At 73.0% G+C, this 18,727-nt stretch carries 18 protein-coding genes; 15 read left to right on the forward strand and 3 right to left on the reverse strand.

Features of this window, described 5'->3' with window-relative positions; all coding sequences use genetic code 11:
• Positions 1 to 86 precede the first annotated feature (86 nt).
• A complete protein-coding gene (locus tag ACWDAK_RS15325; protein ID WP_427393620.1) occupies positions 87 to 794 on the reverse strand; it encodes a helix-turn-helix domain-containing protein in 708 nt (235 codons plus the stop codon).
• 16 nt (positions 795 to 810) lie between these two features.
• Positions 811 to 1,707: a universal stress protein gene (locus tag ACWDAK_RS15330; RefSeq protein WP_344636632.1), complete on the reverse strand. Its 897-nt coding sequence runs from the start codon at positions 1,705 to 1,707 to the stop codon at positions 811 to 813.
• Positions 1,708 to 1,935: 228 nt separating this feature from the next.
• Here ACWDAK_RS15330 and ACWDAK_RS15335 point away from each other — a divergent pair, with 228 nt between their 5' ends.
• The 15 genes from ACWDAK_RS15335 to ACWDAK_RS15405 all read left to right on the forward strand — a co-directional run bounded on the left by ACWDAK_RS15335 (position 1,936) and on the right by ACWDAK_RS15405 (position 16,815).
• Positions 1,936 to 4,674, forward strand: coding sequence for a bifunctional acetate--CoA ligase family protein/GNAT family N-acetyltransferase (locus ACWDAK_RS15335; RefSeq protein WP_344636633.1), 2,739 nt, complete (start codon positions 1,936 to 1,938; stop codon positions 4,672 to 4,674).
• A gap of 5 nt (positions 4,675 to 4,679) precedes the next feature.
• Positions 4,680 to 5,363, forward strand: coding sequence for a CBS domain-containing protein (locus tag ACWDAK_RS15340; protein WP_427393621.1), 684 nt, complete (start codon positions 4,680 to 4,682; stop codon positions 5,361 to 5,363).
• Entirely contained in the window at positions 5,360 to 6,151 is a 792-nt protein-coding gene (locus ACWDAK_RS15345) for an HAD family hydrolase (protein ID WP_344636635.1), read from the forward strand. The genes ACWDAK_RS15340 and ACWDAK_RS15345 overlap by 4 nt, the downstream gene beginning before the upstream one ends.
• A gap of 254 nt (positions 6,152 to 6,405) precedes the next feature.
• A complete protein-coding gene (locus ACWDAK_RS15350) occupies positions 6,406 to 7,572 on the forward strand; it encodes a 4Fe-4S dicluster domain-containing protein (RefSeq protein WP_427393622.1) in 1,167 nt (388 codons plus the stop codon).
• The gene (locus ACWDAK_RS15355) at positions 7,569 to 8,021 is read left to right on the forward strand and encodes a cyclic nucleotide-binding domain-containing protein (RefSeq protein WP_427393623.1); all 453 of its coding nucleotides are present in this window, start codon (positions 7,569 to 7,571) and stop codon (positions 8,019 to 8,021) included. The genes ACWDAK_RS15350 and ACWDAK_RS15355 overlap by 4 nt, the downstream gene beginning before the upstream one ends.
• Positions 8,018 to 8,836 carry an FAD/NAD(P)-binding protein gene (locus tag ACWDAK_RS15360; RefSeq protein WP_344636638.1) on the forward strand — a complete coding sequence of 273 codons (819 nt, stop codon included), beginning with the start codon at positions 8,018 to 8,020 and terminating at the stop codon, positions 8,834 to 8,836. The genes ACWDAK_RS15355 and ACWDAK_RS15360 overlap by 4 nt, the downstream gene beginning before the upstream one ends.
• Position 8,837: 1 nt before the next feature.
• A complete protein-coding gene (locus ACWDAK_RS15365; RefSeq protein ID WP_427393624.1) occupies positions 8,838 to 9,677 on the forward strand; it encodes an NADH-quinone oxidoreductase subunit B family protein in 840 nt (279 codons plus the stop codon).
• On the forward strand, positions 9,674 to 11,035 hold the full coding sequence (locus ACWDAK_RS15370; protein WP_344636640.1) for a Ni/Fe hydrogenase subunit alpha: 1,362 nt from the start codon (positions 9,674 to 9,676) through the stop codon (positions 11,033 to 11,035). Before ACWDAK_RS15365 ends, ACWDAK_RS15370 begins: the two co-directional genes overlap by 4 nt.
• Positions 11,032 to 11,517 (forward strand): hydrogenase maturation protease, encoded by a 486-nt coding sequence (locus tag ACWDAK_RS15375; protein WP_427393625.1) that lies wholly within the window; start codon positions 11,032 to 11,034, stop codon positions 11,515 to 11,517. Before ACWDAK_RS15370 ends, ACWDAK_RS15375 begins: the two co-directional genes overlap by 4 nt.
• A 212-nt stretch (positions 11,518 to 11,729) precedes the next feature.
• Positions 11,730 to 12,431 (forward strand): CBS domain-containing protein, encoded by a 702-nt coding sequence (locus tag ACWDAK_RS15380; protein WP_344636642.1) that lies wholly within the window; start codon positions 11,730 to 11,732, stop codon positions 12,429 to 12,431.
• Between the two features lie 201 nt (positions 12,432 to 12,632).
• Positions 12,633 to 13,124, forward strand: coding sequence for a CBS domain-containing protein (locus ACWDAK_RS15385; RefSeq protein WP_427393626.1), 492 nt, complete (start codon positions 12,633 to 12,635; stop codon positions 13,122 to 13,124).
• Positions 13,100 to 13,726: a CBS domain-containing protein gene (locus ACWDAK_RS15390; protein ID WP_344636644.1), complete on the forward strand. Its 627-nt coding sequence runs from the start codon at positions 13,100 to 13,102 to the stop codon at positions 13,724 to 13,726. The genes ACWDAK_RS15385 and ACWDAK_RS15390 overlap by 25 nt, the downstream gene beginning before the upstream one ends.
• Complete coding sequence (locus ACWDAK_RS15395) at positions 13,723 to 14,571, forward strand: universal stress protein (protein ID WP_344636645.1); 849 nt, start codon at positions 13,723 to 13,725, stop codon at positions 14,569 to 14,571. The genes ACWDAK_RS15390 and ACWDAK_RS15395 overlap by 4 nt, the downstream gene beginning before the upstream one ends.
• A 291-nt stretch (positions 14,572 to 14,862) precedes the next feature.
• The gene (locus ACWDAK_RS15400) at positions 14,863 to 15,552 is read left to right on the forward strand and encodes a response regulator transcription factor (protein ID WP_344636646.1); all 690 of its coding nucleotides are present in this window, start codon (positions 14,863 to 14,865) and stop codon (positions 15,550 to 15,552) included.
• A 276-nt stretch (positions 15,553 to 15,828) separates the two neighbouring features.
• Entirely contained in the window at positions 15,829 to 16,815 is a 987-nt protein-coding gene (locus tag ACWDAK_RS15405; RefSeq protein ID WP_344636647.1) for an Acg family FMN-binding oxidoreductase, read from the forward strand.
• Between the two features lie 11 nt (positions 16,816 to 16,826).
• On the opposite strand, the gene ACWDAK_RS15410 is transcribed toward ACWDAK_RS15405, so the two are convergent.
• Positions 16,827 to 18,542: a sensor histidine kinase gene (locus ACWDAK_RS15410; protein WP_344636648.1), complete on the reverse strand. Its 1,716-nt coding sequence runs from the start codon at positions 18,540 to 18,542 to the stop codon at positions 16,827 to 16,829.
• Positions 18,543 to 18,727: the final 185 nt, after the last annotated feature.

The raw sequence follows: 18,727 nt of genomic DNA on the forward strand, positions 1-18,727 counted from the left end.
AGGAGTGCGCGCGGGCGTCTGCGTCCACCTGGCTGGCCTCCTCCGCTCGGCCTGCCTCCAGTGTGAGCGGCGCACCGTCACCCCGCTCAGTGGTTGGAGGCCGACGGCGGTGGCGTCTGCTCGGTCCGGATGATCCGGCCGGTCACGGCGGTGGGCTCGATCCGGACCCAGACGTCGCGATCTCCTCCGGCCCAGGGGGTCGGGAAGCCGCGGTGCGTGAGGTGTTCGATGGTCTCCTGGTCCTCCAGGATCGCGGTGGTGCCGGTGGCGAGGACGCTCCAGCCGGTGCTCAGCGCCTCGTCCAGTCGGTCGACCTCGAAGGCGACGTTCGTGCCCACGGCGGAGGCCAGCAACCCGGTCGCGGTGGTGCGGAAGACCAGGATGCCGTCCAGCACCAGGTAGTTCACCGGAAGGACGACGGGCCCCTCGGAGGTACTAAGGGCCACGCGGCCGACGCCGCCCGGAGCCAGCCTGGCCCAGCACTCCGCAGCACCGAGCTCGGTCAGCACCGGACGGGTGCTCGCCCGTCCGCGGCCCGGCGGCAGGTCGAGGCCGCCGCCGAGCAGCTGCTGGGGGGTCGTGCCGAGCGTTCCGGCCAGCCTGGTGAGCGCGGCGATGTCGACGGCGGCGGGCGAGGACTCCACGTACTCCAGGTACGTCTCGGCCATGCCCGCCCGGGCGGCCGTCTCCCGGCGGCTGAGCCCTAGCTGCTGCCTGCGTAGGGCGATGCGGCGGCCGAGGTCGCCGGCGCCGGTCGGGTACTTCCCGGCCGAGCCCGCGTGCTGCATGAACATGGCCTGCTCCCTTTCGTTACCGGCTTCGGGATCCGCTCGGGACCACCACGAGCGGGCGGTGGCAGCGGTTGACCAGGACGCGCCCGGTCGACCCGAGCACCAGGCCCTGGAAGCCGCCGAGTCCCCGGTTGCCGATCACCAGGCAGCGGGCGTGCCGCGCGGCGGTGGCGAGCATCTGGGCGGGGTCGCCGGTGAGCACCTCGTGCCTGACCCGGACGTCCGGGTACTTCTCGCGCCAGCCGGCGAGCGACTCGGAGAGGTCGAGGAGCGACTCCTCCACGAGATCGGGGCGGTCCGCCTCGCGCGGGCGGCGGACCTCGACCGCCTGCAGGTCGGTCTGCCCGAGCGAGGCCTCCTCGAAGGCGAAGCCGATCGCGGCCTCGCAGGCGGCGGAGCCGTCGATGCCGACCACGACCGGGCCGGCGCCGGAGGTGTCCGGTTCGGGCTCGGGGACGAGCACCACCGGGCACGGGGGATGGCCCACCAGGGACGCGCCTTTGGAAGCGATCATCAAGGTGGCCTGCGGCTCGGTGAGGTGCCGGCCGCCCAGGACCAGCTGCGCCGCTTCTTCGGCGGCCTCGCGCAGCACGCGCACAGGTCGCCCCTCGACGAGCCGGGAGGTGATCTCCAGCTCGGGGTGGCGTTCGGCGGCGAGCAGCCGGGCGGTCTCGAGCAGCTCCTCGCCGTGGGCCCGCAGCGTGATCAGCCGGTGGTGCCCGGGCCGTCCGGGCTCAGTCTGCGGGGAGATGCCGGTGGGCCAGTCCTGGGCGTGCAGCAGGTGCAGCGGCAGGCCGCGCCAGGCGGCGGCGTCACAGGCCCAGCGCACGGCCCAGCGGCTGGCCTCGGAGCGGGAGACGCCCACGACCACGGGGCGGCGGCTTCCGGTGCCGGTCGGGGCTGTGGAGCCGTTCATCGGGAGCTCCCTTCGGTTCGGAGCCGGCACTTCACCGGTCTGCTTCCAGCCTCGGTGGCCCGGGCCACTGCCGGGGAGGGCCGTTCGGACCGCTGGGCGGGACCGGGCGGCCCCTTCGCGCGGATCGGTCGGGGAAGCCCCGGGGTCGGTCGGCCCTGTCGGGACCGCGCGGCGGGGACGGATGGTGGAGGTGTACTGCTCGGGAGCGCCATGGACCGAGGAGGCGCCATGTCCACCGCTCAGCACCCGCCGCGCTCCGTCGAGGCGCTGCTCGCCGACGGGACCACCGTGTCGATCCGGCCACTGGGACCGTCCGACCACGCGGCCGTCCTCGGACTGCACGCGGAGCGGATGTCGGATGACAGTCGCAGGCTGCGCTTCTTCGGCGCGAGTCGGCGTGCCCCGCAACTGGCGGCCGAGCGGCTGTCCGGGCCGCCGAGACCCGAGCTCCTGGCACTGGGCGCCTGGGCGGGCGGAGAGTTGGTCGGGGAGGCCGACTGCGAGACGGTCCCGGGACACCCGGAAGCGGCCGAACTCGCCCTGGCCGTCGCCGACGACTGGCACCACCGGGGCGTCGCCACCCTGCTGCTGGAACACCTGGTCCACGCGGCACGGCAGAATGGCATCCACACCTTCGAGGCCGACACCCTCGCGGACAACCGGGCCGTGCACCGGGTCTTCTCCGACCTCGGCCTGCCGGTGCGCCGCCGCTTCGAGCAGGGCGAGGTACGGGTCCACGTCCCGCTCGACGAGGCGGACGAGCACTACCGCGAGGCCGTGGACGAGCGGGGCCGCAGCGCCGACGTCGCCAGCCTGGCCGCCCTGCTGCGCCCGGCGTCCGTCACGGTGGTGGGTGCCTCCCGGCGGCCGGGCTCGGTCGGTCAGTCCGTGCTGCTGAAGATCCGGCAGGCCGGTTTCACCGGCGAGCTGTGGGCGGTCAACCCGTACGCCGCCGAGATCGCGGGCGAGCGGGCCTACCCTTCGCCGAGCACCCTGCCCGGCACCCCGGACCTCGCCGTGCTGGCGGTGCCGCCGATCGCGGTGGCGAGCGCCGCCGAGGAGTGCGGCCGGGCCGGAGTGCGGGCGCTGGTGGTACTCACCTCCGGTCTGGACGCCGATGCCGCGCGGCAGTTGATGCACGTCTGCCGCCGCCACTCGATGCGGCTGGTCGGCCCGAACAGCCTGGGCATCGCCCAGACCGACCCCGCGATCCGACTGGACGCCGAGTTCGGCGGCGCCTTCCCGCTGCCCGGCACGGCCGGGGTCGCGGTGCAGTCCGGCGGAGTCGGGATCGCGCTGCTGGAGCGGCTGGCCTGGCTGGGCATCGGGGTCTCCAGCTTCGTCTCGCTCGGTGACAAGTACGACGTCAGCGGCAACGACCTGCTGCAGTGGTGGGAGAGCGACGGCCGCACCGACCTCGCCCTGCTGCACGTGGAGTCCTTCGGCAACCCGCGCGCCTTCTCCCGCACCGCCCGCCGGGTCACCCGCAGGTTCCCGATCCTCACCGTCGACGCCGGACGCTCGCCCGCAGGGCGCCGGGGCGCCGCCTCGCACACCGCCGCGGCAGCCACCCCGACCGTCACCCGCGAGACCCTGTTCCGCCAGGCCGGGATCACCGCGACCCGCAGCATCGCCGAACTCGTCGACACCGCCGCCCTGTTGCACAGCCAGCCGCTGCCCTCGGCACGCTGCGCGGTCGCCGTCGTCTCGAACGCGGGCGGTGTCGGCATCCTGGCCGCCGACGCCTGCGCGGACACCGGGCTGACCCAGCTCGAACTGCCCTCCGACCTGGTCACCGAGCTGCGCGACCTGCTCCCCGGCAGCGCCTCGACCGCCAACCCGGTGGACACCACCGCAGCCGTGACCCCCGGCCAACTCGCCGCCTGCCTGGACACCTTGTCGCGCAGCCGGGCGGTGGACGCCCTGCTGGTCTGCCTGGTCCCCACCGCACTGACCACCGCAGCGCAGGACGATCCCCTCCGCGCCCTGCTCGACGGCCCCGCGCACCGCCGCATCCCCCTCGCCGCCGTACTGCTCAGCCAGGAGGTACCGGTCCGCCTGCTGACCTGCGCCGACGGCGGGCACATCCCCTCGTACACCGACCCGCAGGACGCCGCGCGGGCGCTCGCCCACGCCCGCGACCGGGCCCGCCGACTGGCCGAGCCGCCCAGCCCCGAGGCCGCGGCCCCGCCCGGCTGCGACCCGGCCGCGGCCCGGCGCCTGGTCGAGTCCTTCCTCACCGCGAACCCGGGCGGCGGCTGGCTCGACCCGGCCCTGACCGTCGAGCTCTTCGACTGCTACGGCCTACCGCTGACCATCTCGATCTGGACCCCGGACGAACACGGAACCGTCGTCGCCGCCCAGTCGCTGCGACAGCTCGGACACCGGCGCGAGGTCGTGCTCAAGGCGTACTGGCCGGGCCAGGTCCACAAGAGCGCGGCCGGCGCGGTCCGCACCGGCCTGGCCACGGACACCCAAGTCCGCCAGACCTTCCGGGAGTTCACCGAACGGTTCGGCAGCCGGCTCACCGGCGTGGTGGTCCAGCCGATGGCCGCACCCGGGCTGGAACTGCTCGCCGGAGTCGTCCAGGACCGGGTCTTCGGACCACTGGTCCTCCTCGGCCTCGGCGGCACCGCCACCGAGGTACTGGACGACCGGGCCGCCAGGCTCGCCCCGCTGACCGAACGGGACCTGGCCACCATGCCCGCCGAACTGCGCGGCTCCGCACTGCTGTCGGGCCACCAGGGCGCACCCGCCGTCGACCTGGCCGCCGTCCAGGACGTCCTCGCCAGGCTCTCCCACCTGGCCACCGACCTCCCACAGCTCGCCGAACTCGACCTCAACCCGCTGATCGCCCGGCCCGACGGAGTGCTCTGCGTGGACGCCCGGGCCCGGCTGGAACCCAGGCCGTCCTTCGACCCCTACCTGCGACGGCTCCGCCGCCCGGCGGCCGCCGAAGAGGACTGAGCACCATGAACCACAGCATCCTCGACGGCACTTCGACCGTGGGCTTCGCCGACCCGGGCCACACGCGCATCCCCGGCCGGGCCCTCGTCCGGACCTGCATGAGCCGCCCTGCCGTCGCAGTCACCCCCGACACCGACTTCGCCACCATGGTTGCCGCCATCACCGCGTCCCGGCGCGGCGTCCTGCCCGTCGTCGCCCCGGACGGCACCGTGACCGGCGTCGTCGCCGCCTCCGACCTGCTGGCCGCCTACGCCGAGCCGAACACGGCGGAGCTCCTCGCCCGCGACCTGATGACCGCGCCGGCCGTCACCGTGGCGGAGGACCGGACCGTCGCCGAGGCAGTGGCCACCGTCCACCAGAGGTCGATCCACCACCTGCCGGTGGTCGACGGCGAGGACCGGCTGACCGGCATGGTCTCACCACACGACCTCCTGGACGCCCTGCGGCGTGACGACGAGCAAATGCGCAACGAGGCACTGACCCTCGCCCTCACCCCGGGCACCGGCGTCGTCCCGAGCTCGCTGCACATCAGATGCGAACGCGGCCGCCTGACCGTCGCCGGCCGCACCCGCACCCGCGGCGACGCCGCCGCGCTCTGCCTCCAACTCGCCCGGATCGAGGGGATCGCCGGCCTCACCGACCGGCTCCGCTGGGACCTCGACGACATCGAAGGGCGGGCCGAGGCATGATCGGCTCCGCCGTCACGGTGCTCCTGGACCCGCGCCGCATCAACGCAGCGGTGTTCGACGCCGACGGAGTGCTCACCGACTCCCTGCCGCTGCGCACCACCGCCTGGCGCGACACCCTGCACGCCTTCACCGCCCAGTACGCCCGCGCCACCGGCGACGCGCGGCCCCCACTGGCCACCTCGGCCGACCTGCCCGCCCACCTGGCCGGCCTGCTCGACGAGGACATCGCGGCCGCGCTGCTCCGCCCGCCCACCCGTCGAGTCGACCTCGCCGGCAACCATCTCGGCCCGGCCGAGGCGGAACTGCGCCGGATCCTGGCCGACCACGAGGACCAGCGCTTCACGGAACTGCTGGACGCCGAAGGGCTGCAGGCCCGTCCCGGCGCCCACCGGGTCCTGCTCGACCTGCAGGCGGTGGGCGTCGTGGTGGGAGCGTTCTCCAGCGGCAAGCACTGTCCGGCGATGCTGCACCGGGCCGGCCTCGACCACCTGGTGGCGGTCAGTGTGGACGCCGAGGACACCGAGCACTACGGGCTCGCCGGACCGCCCAACCCGGCGCTGCTCCAACTCGCGCTGCGCCTGCTGCACACCCGGCCCGAACACGCGGCGGTGTTCGCGGACACGCCCGCCGCCCTGGAAGCGGGGGAGCGGAGCGGGTTCGCCCTGGTCGTCGCCGTCGACCACCGGGACGAGGAACGGGCCCGGGTGCTGGGCGGCCGGGAACCGGTGGTCCACGACCTGCACCAGGCCGAGGTGCCGGCCGGCCGTCCGATGCCGCTCGGGCTGTGACCGGGCCATGAGCGGGCCGATGCCTGCCCGTACGGCCCTATCGGCGCTGTGTCGGGCCCGAAATCCTGCTCATCAGGGCGGTTCTGTGCAACAGATGGGCCGGTGGCGGGAAGGGACGGCGGCAGAGGTCCGCGGCACCGGAACAACCGGAGAGGGAGGTACCCCGCAGTGAAGTGGCTCGGATCGGAAACAGCTGGAGGAACCCCGGCACCCGCGGGCGGGCGCGGGTCCATGACTGACGAGCGGACGCCCTGATGAGCGCCCCGGTCACTCCGGCGGCCGACGAGGCCGTGATCGACCGCGAAGGCCTGGCAGCCCTGGTCGACGTCCTGCGCTCCCGCGGCTTCACCGTGATCGGCCCGACCGTACGGGGCGGTGCCATCGTGCTCGACGAGCTGGAGTCCGCCGAGAGCCTGCCGTACGGCTGGGGTGTCGAACTCGAGGCGGGGCAGTACCGGCTGCGGGAACGGCCGGACCCGGCGGCCTTCGCCAACGCGGCCGGACCGCAGTCGTGGAAGACCTTCCTGCACCCCGCCCGGGTCCGCCAGTGGCGGGCCGAACGAGCCGACGGACAGCTCACCTTCGAGGCGGACGACCCCCCGACGCCCCGCTACGCCTTCCTCGGTGTCCGACCGTGCGACCTGCGGGCCATCGCGATCCAGGACCGGGTGCTCACCGGAGGCCGGCACGCCGATTCGACCTACCAGGGCCGGCGCTCGGGCGCGTTCCTGGTCTCGGTGGAGTGCACCGAGCCCGGAGGTACCTGCTTCTGCGTCTCCATGGGCACCGGGCCGGCGGCCGGCCCTGGCTACGACCTGGTGCTCACCGAACTGGTCGACGACGAGGACGGCCACCGGTTCTGGATCCGCAGCGGCAGCCCGGAGGGCGCCGACGTCCTCGCCGAACTCCCCGGCAGAAGGGCCGACGACGCCACCCGTGCGGCCGCCCACGAGCGGGTCTCGGCCGCCGCCGACCGGATGGGCCGCACCATGCCGGAGGCCGACCTGCACCAGCTGATGGCGGGCACGCTCGACGCCCCGCGCTGGGACGACGTCGCGTCCCGCTGCCTGACCTGCGGCAACTGCACCATGGTCTGCCCGACCTGCTTCTGCACCACCACCCAGGACGTCACCGACCTGACCGGCGACCACGCCGAACGCTGGCGGCTGTGGGACTCCTGCTTCGACCTGGACCACTCCTACCTGCACGGCGGAACGGTGCGCGCCTCCTCGCGCAGCCGCTACCGGCAGTGGCTCACCCACAAACTGGGCACCTGGTACGACCAGTTCGGCTCCTCGGGGTGCGTCGGCTGCGGGCGGTGCATCGTCTGGTGCCCCGTCGCGATCGACATCACCGAGGAGGCGGCCGCCCTGCACGACTGGGCCGGCCGACCGGCGGACGACGGCGAGGAACCGGCATGACCGAGCTGCCGTTCCTGCTCGACGCGCTGCCCCAGGCACACCGGGACCGGCTGCTCGCCCTCGCCCGCGACAACTCGTTCCCCCCGGGCGGGCGGCTGTTCGACGAGGGAGGGCAGGCCGACCGCTTCTGGCTGATCCGCTCCGGTGAGGTCGCCCTCGACCTGTACGTCCCCGGCCGCCCGCCGCCGGTCGTGCAGACCGTCGGTCCGGGCCAACTCCTCGGCTGGTCCTGGCTCTTCCCGCCGTACCGCTGGCACCTGGGGGCCCAGGCCCTCGGGCCGGTGGACGCCTGGGAGTTCCCCGCCGACGAGGTCCGAGCGCTCTGCACGGCGGACCCGGCCCTCGGGTACCAGCTGACCCTGCGCTGCGCCGAGGTGATCGGCGAACGGCTCCGGGCCACCCGGATCCGCCTGCTGGACCTCTACGCACCTCGCACGGGCGCGCCATGAGCACCGTCACGCCACCGCTCCCGTACCGGGTGACCGCCTTCCGGCCGGAGACGGGGGACGCCGTGTCGCTCGAACTGCAGCCCGTCGAAACGGCGCTGCCCGCCTTCCTGCCGGGGCAGTTCTCCATGGTCCACGCCTTCGGCGTCGGCGAGGTGCCGATCTCGGTCAGCGCGATCCGAGGCCGCGACGGCGCCCTGGTGCACACCGTGCGCGAGGTCGGCGCCGTCTCCGGAGCACTGTGCCGACTGCGCCCCGGCGATGTCCTCGGCCTGCGCGGCCCCTACGGCACCGGCTGGGACCTGGACTCGGCGACCGGAACGGACGTCCTGGTGATCGCCGGCGGCATCGGACTGGCTCCACTGCGCCCGGTGGTGCACCAGGTGCTGGACCACCCCGAACGGTACGGCGATCTCCGCGTCCTGGTGGGCGCCCGCACCGCCGGGGACCTCCTCTACCGGGACGAGCTGGAAAGCTGGCGGACCTCGGCCCAGGTCGAGGTGACGGTCGACCGCCCCACCCCCGGCTGGCAGGGCGCGGTCGGCGTCGTCACCACACTGCTCGACCGGGCCGGACCGCTCGGCGACGACACCCGCGCACTGCTCTGCGGACCTGAGGTGATGATCCGCCACACCGCGCAGGCGCTGCTCGCACGGGGTGTGCCCGCACGGCGCATCCAGGTGTCGCTGGAGCGGAACATGAAGTGCGGCACGGGCCACTGCGGCCACTGCCAGCTCGGACCGCTCCTGCTCTGCCTGGACGGACCGGTGGTCGACTACGCCCGATCCGGGCCACTCCTCGCCGTGCGGGAGTTGTGAGATGACCGACGACACTCTCCCCACCCTCGCGGTCTGGAAGTTCGCCTCCTGCGACGGCTGCCAGCTGACCCTGCTCGACTGCGAGGACGAACTGCTCGGCCTGGCCGACCGGGTGCGGATCTCGCACTTCCTGGAGATGTCCGGCGCCGAGGGTACGGGTGACGACGGCCCGGCCGGCCTGGAGGGCGTCGGACCGTACGACCTCTCCCTGGTCGAAGGGTCCGTCACCACGGCCGAGGACGCCCGGCGGATCCGCCGCATCCGGCAGATCTCCCGCCGCCTGGTCACCATCGGGGCCTGCGCCACCGCCGGCGGCGTCCAGGCCCTGCGCAACTTCGCGGACGTGACGGAGTTCCGCGCCGCCGTCTACGCCCACCCCGAGTACATCGCCACGCTGGCCACCTCCACCCCCATCTCGGCCCACGTACCGGTCGACTTCGAGCTGCGCGGCTGCCCGATCGACCGCCGCCAGCTGCTGGAGGTGATCACCGCCTACCTGGCCGAACGCAAGCCGAACATCCCGGCGCACAGCGTCTGCTACGAGTGCAAACGCCGCGGCACCACCTGCATCACCGTCGCCCACGGCACCCCGTGCCTCGGCCCCGTCACCCACGCCGGCTGCGGCGCCATCTGCCCGGCCTACGACCGTGGCTGCTACGGCTGCTTCGGGCCGTCCAACACCCTGAACATGCCGGCGATGGTGCGCCAGCTCCAGCACGACGGCATGAGCGAACGGGACGTCGTGCGGGTCTTCCGGACCTTCAACTCGGCCTCCCCCGAGTACGCCGAACTACCCGGCCTCGTCAACCAGGACACCTCCACCGACAGGGAGACCGGATGAGCCACCGGGGAGAGCGGATCCTGCGCCTGGACGCACTCGCCCGAGTGGAGGGCGAAGGCGCCCTGCACCTGGCGATCGGTGACGGCGAGGTCACCGACACCCGCCTGCGGATCTACGAACCGCCGCGCTTCTTCGAGGCATTCCTGATCGGCCGAGGGCACACCGAACCACCCGACATCACCTCCCGGATCTGCGGAATCTGCCCCGTCGCCTACCAGATGACCGCCTGCCAGGCCATCGAGGCCGCCTGCGGTGTCACCGTCGACGGCCAACTCGCCGAGCTGCGCCGCCTGCTCTACTACGGCGAGTGGATCGAGAGCCAGTCCCTGCACATCCACCTCCTCCACGCCCCCGACTTCCACGGCCACCCCAGCGCCGTCGAACTCGCCCGCGAGCAACGCGGACCCGTCGAGCGGGGACTGCGGATCAAACAGGCCGGCAACGCCGTCATGGAGCTGCTCGGCGGCCGCGCCATCCACCCGGTCAACGTCCGGCTCGGCGGCTTCTACCGGGTACCGACGCGAAGCGAACTCGCACCGCTGGCCGAGCAGTTGCGCCGAGTGCGGGACGACGCACTGGAGACGGTGCGCTGGGTGGCCGGTTTCGACTTCCCCGACGCGGAAATCGACTGCGAACTGCTGGCCATGCAGGAGAGCGGCCGGTACGCCATCGACTCCGGTGCGCCCACCGTCCTTAGCCCGGCCGACGGCACCACCCCGAATCAGGCGAACTCACAACGCCGGTTCCCCGTCGGCGAGTTCGAACAGCACGTGGTGGAGGAACACGTCCCCCACTCCACCGCCCTCAGATCGAGCCTGGACGGCAGACGCCATCTCACCGGCTCACTCGCCCGCTATGCCATCAGCGGCCGCTGGCTGCACCTGACCGCCGCCGAAGCCGCACGGGCGGCCGGCCTCGGCGACCCGGCCACCGGCGCGGTGTGCCGCAACCCCTTCCGCAGCATCGTCGTCCGCGCCGTCGAAGTGGTGCACGCGGTCGAGGAGGCGCTGCACATCATCGGCGCCTACGAACCGCCGCCCCGGCCGCATGTCGACGTGGCGCCGCGCGCGGCCGAGGGCTGCGCCGCCACCGAGGCGCCGCGCGGCCTGCTCTACCACCGCTACGCCATGGACGCGGACGGCACCCTCACCTTCGCCCGGATCGTCCCGCCGACCGCCCAGAACCAGGCGGCGATCGAGGAGGACCTGCGGCGGCTGGTGCAGGCGCGCCTGGACCGGCCCGGCGATCCCCCCACCGACGAGGAGCTGACCGGTCTGTGCGAACGGGCCGTCCGCAACCACGACCCGTGCATCTCCTGCTCAGCCCACTTCCTCGACCTGACCGTGGACCGGGCGTGACGGGCCGCGTGGTCGTGATCGGCGTCGGGAACCCCTACCGCCGGGACGACGGAGCAGGACCGGCCGTCGTCGAAGCGCTGAGCAGCACGGTGCCCGAGGGTACGCTGCTCATCGTCAGCGACGGCGAGCCCGGGCGGATGCTCGGCCTCTGGAACGGCCGTGACAGCGTGATCGTGGTCGAGACCGTGCACGGGCACCCGGGCCACCCGGGGCGGCTGCACACCCTGGACGCCGAGACGACCGCCAGGTGCGCGAGCGGCCCGGCCAGCAGCCACGGCCTGGGCCTCGGCGAGACCGTCGCCCTGGCAGCCGCGCTCGACCGGATGCCCCTCGAACTCGTGGTCCACGCAGTGGAGGGCGAGGACTTCGGCCTCGGCCCCGGACTCAGTGCCGCAGTCCGCGCGGCGCTCGCGGAACTGGTCGACCGGGTGGCCACAGCCGTCCGGGACGCGCACCGACGCCAGCGTTCCCGGTCAGGCTGAGCCGGAGTTCCCGGGCCGAGGCCTCGGGTACGGGGCAGGGCTCTCGGTCGTCATGGCGATCTCCAGAGGAAAGCCCTCCCATCGTCCTGCCCGGAGCGGTCGTTGTCTCCTGGACCGGTCTGGCCACGGCAGTGGGACCGAACGGCCCTGTGCTGACTCTCGGCCCGGGCGGAGAGTGTGAGGTAGAGGACATGCGTGGAGGAGTGAGGACCATGCAGCACCGCACCGTTCACGACGTGATGACCCAGGAGGTCGTCACCGCTCGGCCGGACACGCCGTTCAAGGAGATCGTGGCGTTGTTCCACCGGAACGACATCACCGCGATCCCGGTCATCGACGACCAGGAACGCCCGCTCGGCATGGTCTCCGAAGCCGACCTGATCCGTAAGGAAGCCGTCCTCCCCGACCCTGAGGGCCGTACCCCCGGCCGCTGGTTGGAGCCGCAGGACCGGGCCCGCGCGGAGGCCGAGACCGCCGGTGGCCTGATGACCAGCCCCGCCGTCACAGCCCGTGCCACCTGGTCCGTACCCGAGGCCGCCCGGGCCATGGACAAGCACAAGGTCAAGCGGCTGCCCGTGGTCGATGAGGTCGGCCGCCTGGTGGGCATCGTCAGCCGCCGCGATCTGCTCCAGGTCTTCCTGCGGCACGACGCGGCGATCCGCGAGGAGATCGCCCACGACGTGTTCGGCCAGACCCTGTGGGTCGCGCCCGGCTCCGTCCAGGTCGCCGTGCACGAAGGCGTGGTCACCCTCACCGGACGGCTCCCGCGCAAGAGCCTGGTACCGATCGCCGAGCAGCTGTGCCGGGCCGTGGACGGCGTGGTGGCGGTCCACCAGAGTCTCGACTGGACCGAGGACGACACCGAGGTCCAGCTCGAACACCCCCACGCCTACCAGGCCGGCCGGCGCCAGTGACGCCCGGGGCAGTTGTCGTCACCCGAGTCGTCGTCATCTCATGGGCAAGGCCGCGGTTGGGCCGGAGAAGCCTCGACATCACCAGGCCCGAGCTCAACTCCGTAGTAGCGGATCGCGCCGCGCCAGCCGGTCATCAGCGGCTACACCGACCCCGCTCGACCGGCGTCCCGAGGTGACAATCGGACTGAAGGAGCCCGAGAGATGCGCGTCGCCGACCTCATGACCGCACCGCCGGTCACCGTCACGCCCCACACCACGGCGAGGGACGCCGCCCGGCGCATGGACGAGGAGGCGGTGGGCTGCGTCCTGGTGGCCGAGGGCGGCACCCTGCACGGCGTCCTCACCGACCGGGACCTGGTGGTCCGGGCACTCGCACGCAACGCGGACCCCGCGACGCGGGTGTCCGAGCTGATGTCCGCCCCCGTCGTCACCCTCGACACCACCGACGACCTCGCCGCCGCCTATCGGGCCTTCCGCCGTACGGGTGTGCGCCGACTGCCCGTGCTGGACGGCTACCGTCTGGCCGGTGTCCTGACCATCGACGACCTCTTCCTGGACGTCCTGCAAAACCTGGCCGACCTGCTCGGTCCGGTCTCCTGGAGCGCCCTGCGCGAGGGCAGCCCCGGGCCGGGACCGGCGATCCCACCCGCAGCTGTGAGGAGCACACCGTGGAAAAGCGCTGGGACACCGTAGGCGAGGTGATGACCCACGCCGTCATCGCCGTCGGACGCGACACGAGCTTCCAGGAGATCGCCGAGATCCTGCAACGCTGGAGGATCAGTGCGGCACCGGTGCTCACCGGGGACGGCCGGGTGATCGGGGTGGTATCCGAGGCCGATCTGCTGACTGCTCAGGACCAGGCCCCGGAGAGCGCCGAGAACCTGACGGCCGGACAGCTGATGTCGGTCCCGGCCGTCACCGTGCACGCCGACAGCCCGACCGCCGAGGCTGCCCGGGCGATGGCACGCGGCCATCTCAAACGCCTGCCGGTGATCGACGAGGAGGACCGCCTGGTAGGCATCGTCAGCCGCGGGGACCTGCTCAAGGTACACCTGCGAACCGACGAGGACCTCGCCCAGCAGGTCCGCTTCGAACTGCTCGCGGCGCTGGGGCCCGCGTACGCGTCGGCTGTCGACGTCCACGTCGAGGAGGGCCGGATCACCCTCACCGGTTCGCTGCCCGAAGCGGCGCCGAAGGCCCTGCTGGAGCGCCTGGTCCGGGCCGTGCCCGGGGTGGTGGACGCCGAGGCGCGGCTCACCGCTGTGAGTGGTGACCAGGAGCCGGTGACCTCGTGAACCGGCCGGTCCTCGCCGCCGTAGACGGCTCGCCCGCGAGCCTGGCCGCCGCCCGCTGGGCGGCCGACGAGGCCGCCAGGTGCGGTGCACCACTGCGCCTGGTACACGCCTGGCCGTGGCCGCAGCGTGCGGCCCCGGGACTGCCGGGCGTGAGCGAGGTGCGCGGACAAGCCCTCTGTCTGCTGGCCGACACGGCGGAGGACCTCCGCACAGACCATCCGGACCTGAACGTGTGCACTGCCTTGCTGGATGAGCCGGCCCGGCAGGGGATCGTGGCCGCGGCACGGGACGCCCGCCTCGTGGTACTCGGCTCGCGCGGGCTCGGCGGCTTCACCGGCCTGCTCCTCGGATCGGTGAGCCTGGCGGTCGCGGCACGCGCCGACTGCCCGGCCGTCCTGATCCGGGACGAACACCAGCAGCCTCCGGCCGGGCAGGTCGTGGCCGGTATCGATGCCCACGACCCGTCCGAGGCCGTCCTGGAATTCGCGCTCGAGACAGCCCATTCGCGCGGCGCGGACCTACGGGTCGTCCACGCCTGGGACCCGCCACCCTGGTGGCGGAGCTCCCCGGAGGAGCAACGCGCTGACTGGGCAGGGGCTGTCCGGGCACAGAAGGAACTGCGAGAGCTTCAGCAGGTGATCCGTGACCACGCGTCCGGTGACGTGAAGGTCATCGAGGAGGTGCGTCCGAGTGGTGCTGCCAAGGCGCTGCTCCAGGCAGCCGAGCACGCGGATCTGCTCGTCGTGGGCAGGAGCGGTCGCGGCCGTCCAGGCCACCTCGGATCGGTCGCCCACGCGGTGATCCACCACGCGCGGTGCCCGGTCGCGGTGGTCCCGCACGGCTGACCCCGGTCGCATCGTGGGCCGGGCCCGTGAAGATCCCGGCCCACGGCTTCGGTCACTCGGACGGGTTCACCGGGATGCTGCGTGCTGCCTTCTCCTGTTCGACGGCCTGCGGGGTGCCGGTCCGTCGTCGCACTCCCACGGTCCGGCGGTGCCCTCCCTGGCCTCATGAGCCGCTCGGCCCCGTGCCAGGGCCTCCCGGCCCATGACGGCGGTGTCGGCGTCCCGCGCGGTGCGAGCGTCCCGGGACGCGCAGAATCGTAGGAGAGCCGTCCGCCGGTCAGGAGCACAGCGATGGACACGACCGACTCCAGCGAATCCGTACAGCCCGTGCGCGTCTTCCTGCTGGACGACCACGAGGTGGTCCGGCGCGGGGTGCGTGATCTGCTGGAGGCGGAGCCCGACATCGAGGTCGTCGGCGAGGCGGGCAGCTGCGCCCAGGCCCTCGCCCGGGTGCCGGCGCTGCGCCCGCAGGTGGCCGTGCTCGACGTACGGCTGCCGGACGGCGACGGGGTGACCGTCTGCCGCGAACTACGCGACCGGATGCCCGAATTGGCCTGCCTGATGCTCACCTCCTTCGATGACGACGACGCCCTGCTGGACGCGGTCATGGCCGGAGCCGCCGGGTACGTGCTCAAGCAGGTCAAGGGCGTCGACCTGGTCAGCGCGGTACGGACGGTCGCCTCCGGCCAGTCGACGCTGGACCCGGCCACCACCCGCAGACTGATGGAGAGCCTGCGCCACCACGACGAGTCGGACACCGACGCCGCCCTCGCCCAACTGACGCCTCGCGAGCGGGAGATCCTGGCATTGGTCGGTGAGGGCAAGACCAACCGGCAGATCGGTCAGGAGCTCTACCTCGCCGAGAAGACCGTCAAGAACCACGTCTCGCGCATGCTCGCCAAGCTCGGCGTCGAGCGGCGCCTCCAGGCGGCCGTCCTCGCCGCCCACGCCGAGGCCGAGCACCCCGGGCACCCGCGCTGAGCCGGGCGGCCCGGCACATGGATCCGAACGGCCCAAGCGCCGCCGACCAGGTCGGTCGCACCATGGGCGCAGAGGGTATCCGCCTTACGGTACGAGCAAGGAGCCCGTGATCACGTACCTCGGCCGCGTGCCGCGGCAGCATTCCGCCGCCGGGCCCAAACCCCCGCCGCCCGGCCCCTCCAGGCGGTGCCGGCCCCTCTGACAGCCCGAAGGAGCGTCCGCGTTTCAGAGCAGGGCCCAGCACCGGCTGACCCAACCAACCCCTGGGAGACCGCCATGGCCGCCATGGCCCTGGACGGTGCCACGGTGGAGAAGCTCGTCTCCGCCGCGGTGGCCGCCCCTTCGATCCACAACACCCAGCCCTGGCGCTACCGCCTCCGGCCCGAGACCAGCACCCTCGAAGTCCGTGCCGCGCCCGAGCGGTCGCTGCCGGCCACCGACCCCGAGCAGCGTGCCCTGCACATCTCGGTCGGTGCGGCGGTGCTGAACCTCCGCACCGCCGCACGCCACCTCGGCTGGGCACCCGACGTGCACCTGCTGCCCGACCCGGCCGAGCCCGACCTGCTGGCCGCCGTCCGCCTGGACGAACCGTCCCGGGCACAGCTGCCGCGGACGGCCGAGCTGTACGACGCGATCTGGCACCGGCACACCGTCCGCACCCCGTTCACCGGCCCGCCGATCCCACCAGCAGTACGGAACGAACTGGTCGAGGCCGCCCGCACGGAGGAAGCGGTGCTCTACTTCCCCGACCGGGAGGAGACGGCCAGATTGCTCCACCTCACGGCCGAGGCCGAGCGCCGCAACGTCACCGACCCCGAGCACCGCAGCGAAAGCCGCAGCTGGATCCAGAGGCCGGGCGGGGGACCGTACGGCATCCCGGCCGCCGCCCTCGGCCCGCAGGACGCCGCCGGACACCTGCCGATGCGGGACTTCTCCGCCATCCACCCCGCCGAGCACCAGGCCCCCGAGGCCTTCGAGGCCGAGCCGTGCATCGCGGTGCTCGCCACCGAGCACGACCATCCCATGGACTGGCTGCGCGCCGGACTGGCCCTGGAGCACGTCCTGCTGACCGCCACCGTCCGTGGGGTACGCGCTTCGCTGCTGCACCAGGCGATGGAGTGGCCCAACCTGCGTTGGGAGACCCGCAGCCCGCACCGGGGACCGGGCTTCGTCCACATGCTCATCCGGCTCGGCTACGGACCGGAGGGGGCGCCCACACCCCGGCTGCCGGCCTCCGAGGTGCTGGTGGTCGACGGCAGCTGAGGCTGTCGGCCTCACTCGGGCGGCAGTGGGACCCGCCAGAGCACTTCGGTGCCGCCGTGCGGGAGTGCGTGCGCGTCGAAGGCGCCGCCGAGCGCCGCCGCCCGCTCGGCGAGGTTCTCCAGCCCGCTGCGCCGTCCGCCCTTAGAGAGCCCGACACCGTTGTCCGTCACGGTGACCGTCAGCTCGGCGTCCGCCGCCAGCGCGACCTCCACCGAGGTCGCGTCGGCGTGCCGGGCGGCGTTGGACAACGCCTCCTGGAGGACGGCGACGGCTTCGTCCGCGATCTGCGGCGGCACGGTGACGTCCAACAGGCCGGACATCCGCAGGCCGGGAGTGAAGCCGAGCACGGCCGCCGCCCGCTCGACGACCTCCACCACCCTGGCGCGCAGCCCCTTGGCGGCAGGTCCCGCTTCCCGGGCCCGAAGGCCGAAGATCGTGGATCGGATGGTCTTCGCGGTCTCGTCGAGGTCGTCGATGGCGCGCAGCACCCGGTTTCCGGCTTCCGGGTGGTCGATGAAGCGGATCGCGCCCTGGAGGGTCATACCGGTGGCGAACAGCCGTTGGATCGCCAGGTCGTGCAGATCGCGGGCGATCCGGTCCCGTTCTTGGAGTAGCGCGATCTGCTCGGAGTCCCGGCGCCGCTCCGCCAGCTCCATCGCCAGCGCAGCGTGCCCGGCGAAACTCAGCAGCAGCCCCGACTCATCGGACTCGAAGAGCGGATCACCTTCCGCGCGGGCCAGCATCAGCACGCCGCGTACGCCGTGTTCCGGAGTACCGATCGGTACCGCCACGGCGGGCCCCAGACCGCGCCAGCGCGGTGGCCCGGCGGTGATCCGCGGGTCCTGCTGCACGTTCGTGCTCACCACCAGTTCACCGGTGCGCGCCGCAGCCCCCATGAACGAGCCTTCCAGGGGCAGTACCAGACCGCGGTGCTCCCGCTCACACAGCCCGACGGCGATCCGGACCTCCAACTCCTCGGAGTCGGGCACGGGCAGGGCGACCACCGCGAGGTCCGCTCCCGCGATCTCACCCGCTCTGGCGACCAGTAGGTCCAGCACCTCCTTCTCGGAGCTTCCGGACAGCAGACTGCCGGTGATCTCCGCACTGGCCGCCAGCCACCGCTCACGCAGCCGACCCTGTGCGTACAACCGGGCGTTGTCGATCGCCACCCCCGCCGCCACCGCGAGCGTGGACAGTACGGCTTCGTCCTCGGCGTCGAATTCGCCGCCGCCGCGCTTCTCGGTCAGGTACAGGTTGCCGAACACCCTGTCCCGGACCCGGATCGGCACCCCCAGGAAGCTGCGCATGGGCGGGTGGTTGGCGGGAAAGCCGTAGGAGGACGGATGCTCGGAGATCTTGCCTAGCCGCAACGGCACTGGGTGCCGGATCAGCTCGCCCAGCAGACCGTGGCCCGACGGCAGCGCCCCGATCCGCTTCACCTGCTCCGCGGTCACCCCGACCGGGACGAACTGCGACAGTCGATGGTCCTCACCGATCACCCCGAGAGCGCCGTACTCGGCGTCGACCAGGTTCACCGCCGCCTCCACGATGTGCCGCAGCGCCTGGGCCAGCTCCAGATCCCGGCCGACCGCGAGCACCGCCTCCAGCAGGCTGTGGATCCGGTCGCGGGCGCCCCGAGCGGCGTTCAGCCTGGCCTGCAGCTCGTCCAGCAGGTCGTCCAGCCGCAGCTGCGGCAGCGGTACCGAACTCTCCGATGCGCTCCCCACCGGTACCTCCGCGGCTCGCCGGACACCACCACCCAGCCTAGAAGGACCGAACCAGGCGCGTCCCCCGCAACCGGTGCCCATTGGGCCCACCGGTCCACTCCCAGGGGCGGCCGACCCACGGCACGCAGTCCCACCCTGGACAGCCCTGGACCTGAAGGGGGCAGCGGGTGATCGTGCCGGCCGCT

This window comes from Kitasatospora sp. NPDC001175 (genome assembly GCF_053598215.1).

Bases quoted from the DNA above. Each gene is read 5' to 3' on its own strand.
- ACWDAK_RS15325 (WP_427393620.1), bottom strand. From the start codon at position 794: ATGTTCATGCAGCACGCGGGCTCGGCCGGGAAGTACCCGACCGGCGCC.
- ACWDAK_RS15330 (WP_344636632.1), bottom strand. From the start codon at position 1,707: ATGAACGGCTCCACAGCCCCGACCGGCACCGGAAGCCGCCGCCCCGTG.
- ACWDAK_RS15335 (WP_344636633.1), top strand. From the start codon at position 1,936: ATGTCCACCGCTCAGCACCCGCCGCGCTCCGTCGAGGCGCTGCTCGCC.
- ACWDAK_RS15340 (WP_427393621.1), top strand. From the start codon at position 4,680: ATGAACCACAGCATCCTCGACGGCACTTCGACCGTGGGCTTCGCCGAC.
- ACWDAK_RS15345 (WP_344636635.1), top strand. From the start codon at position 5,360: ATGATCGGCTCCGCCGTCACGGTGCTCCTGGACCCGCGCCGCATCAAC.
- ACWDAK_RS15350 (WP_427393622.1), top strand. From the start codon at position 6,406: ATGAGCGCCCCGGTCACTCCGGCGGCCGACGAGGCCGTGATCGACCGC.
- ACWDAK_RS15355 (WP_427393623.1), top strand. From the start codon at position 7,569: ATGACCGAGCTGCCGTTCCTGCTCGACGCGCTGCCCCAGGCACACCGG.
- ACWDAK_RS15360 (WP_344636638.1), top strand. From the start codon at position 8,018: ATGAGCACCGTCACGCCACCGCTCCCGTACCGGGTGACCGCCTTCCGG.
- ACWDAK_RS15365 (WP_427393624.1), top strand. From the start codon at position 8,838: ATGACCGACGACACTCTCCCCACCCTCGCGGTCTGGAAGTTCGCCTCC.
- ACWDAK_RS15370 (WP_344636640.1), top strand. From the start codon at position 9,674: ATGAGCCACCGGGGAGAGCGGATCCTGCGCCTGGACGCACTCGCCCGA.
- ACWDAK_RS15380 (WP_344636642.1), top strand. From the start codon at position 11,730: ATGCAGCACCGCACCGTTCACGACGTGATGACCCAGGAGGTCGTCACC.
- ACWDAK_RS15385 (WP_427393626.1), top strand. From the start codon at position 12,633: ATGCGCGTCGCCGACCTCATGACCGCACCGCCGGTCACCGTCACGCCC.
- ACWDAK_RS15400 (WP_344636646.1), top strand. From the start codon at position 14,863: ATGGACACGACCGACTCCAGCGAATCCGTACAGCCCGTGCGCGTCTTC.
- ACWDAK_RS15405 (WP_344636647.1), top strand. From the start codon at position 15,829: ATGGCCGCCATGGCCCTGGACGGTGCCACGGTGGAGAAGCTCGTCTCC.